Origin of the sequence: Methylibium sp. T29, assembly GCF_000576205.1 — a bacterium.
Classification (GTDB): domain Bacteria; phylum Pseudomonadota; class Gammaproteobacteria; order Burkholderiales; family Burkholderiaceae_C; genus Methylibium; species Methylibium petroleiphilum.
The window spans coordinates 1-1,676 of record NZ_AZND01000443.1; the positions used below are offsets into that span (position 1 = coordinate 1).

Sequence of the window (1,676 nt, forward strand, 5' to 3'; positions counted from 1 at the left end):
CGGCCGCTCCAGCCGGCCTCGACCACCGGTTCGCGGTCGAACGCAGCGCGCGCCAGCCGCTCGGCCAGCACCTCCATGGCTGCCGACCAGGTGGCCCGTCCGCGTTCGTCCCAGGCGGTGCGCAGGCGTTCGAACGCGGCCTGCCGTGCCGCCGGCAGTGCTGCTCCCACGGCCTGCAGCAGCCTGCCTTCCTGGACCCAGCAGCGCACGAAGCGTCGAGTGCGAGCACCTCGCGCACACAGCTGAACGGTTGCACCCGCTCTCGCCAGCGCTGCAGTTCCGCGGCTTCGGCCTGCGGCGGTTGCGGCCGGCCCAACTGATTGAGCAGCACCAGCACCGGCTTGTCGATCAGCTCCAGCACCCGCAGCTCCGCGTCGAGGTAGCCGGCGTCCTGCGGCGACTCGGAAGCGTTGACGAGGTAGAGCACCGCATCGGCCTGCTCGAGCACGTTGCGCACCGCGCGCTGGCTGGACCAGAAGGCGCGGTCGCGGAAGCGGTCCCAGACCTCGCTCAGGAACCAGCCGATCGGGTTGCCGGCCTGCGCGAGCCGTTTCGCGAGCCGCGCGCTGTCGCCGAAGCCGGGCGTGTCCCACAGCAGCAGGCGGTCGCCGGTGGGCGACTCGACCAGCGTGTGCGGCTCGGCGCTCTGCGTCACGTGCGCCTCGTCGCGCACTTCGCCGATGTCGCGCCGGAGCAGGCTGCGCGCCAGCGTGGTCTTGCCCACGTTGGTGTGCGACACGAGGCTCAGCGCCACGGTGACGGCGCTCGCGTCCGCGCTCATGCCTGCAGCCCCTTGTCCGCTTCGAGCACCTGCAGGTCCGGCGCGGACAGGTCGACGAACACCGGCGTTTGCCCCAGCTCGCCCAGCATCTGCCGCCAGGCCGTGCGCCGCTGCTCGTGTCGCGCGGCGCCGTCGGCGCCGCCGAAGCGGGCCCGGAAACCCGATTCGTCGACCAGCACCACCAGCTGTTGACCGGCAGGCGCCCGCGCGGCGAGCGCCTGCACGAAGGCGCCGTGGGTCTCGCGCTCCGGCGTCGCAGTCAGCGCGAACAGCACCACGACGACCGCGCCGGGCGACGGCGGCAGCGACAGGGTCGCGAGCTCGTCCTCGCCGCCGAGCGGGACACTGTCGTTCAGGCGCAGGTCCAGCCGCGGGCCCAGGCCGCTTTCCAGCGCGGCACGCAGCGCGGGCTGCAGGGCTGGCGGCAGCGCATAGCTGTAGGGCAGGACCTGCACGGCACGGCGTTCTCCGTCACGGGCCGGCAGCAGGCGCTGGTAATAGGGCTCGTCCAGCAGCAGCGGCAGGTGCTGCGCCAGGCGGTGCGCCTGCCAGGCGGCCGACAGCGCGAGCGCGGTGCGCGGCAGCAGCACGGCCAGCGCGATCGTCAGCGCGTACAGGTGGATCCAGCGCGCGGCGTTCTCACCCGGCCCGACCGAGAAACGCAGGCTCGCGAGCTGTGCCGCGTCGGGCAGCGCCAGGCCCGACAGCGCCGAGGCCGGCCCGAGCACGAGGCCCAGCCACTGCTGCACGTGCTGCGCAGTCAAGAAGGTGCTGTCCCAGCCGGCGCGGTACTCGAAGGCGATGCCGCGCAGGTAGAGCGCGGCCAGCGCGCCGATCGCGAATGCGGCCGCGGCTGCGTGCAGCACCGTGGCGATCCGGGCGCCGTGCAGCGCCG

Annotated in this window: 2 protein-coding genes; both read right to left on the bottom strand. The window is 73.7% G+C overall.

Features of this window, described 5'->3' with window-relative positions; translation table 11 throughout:
• The coding region (locus x551_RS21860) for a GTPase domain-containing protein (RefSeq protein ID WP_216701358.1) at nucleotides 1–781 on the bottom strand (781 nt) is incomplete at its 3' end.
• The coding region (locus x551_RS21865; RefSeq protein WP_152543631.1) for a DUF2868 domain-containing protein at nucleotides 778–1,676 on the bottom strand (899 nt) is incomplete at its 5' end. The genes x551_RS21860 and x551_RS21865, both read right to left, overlap by 4 nt.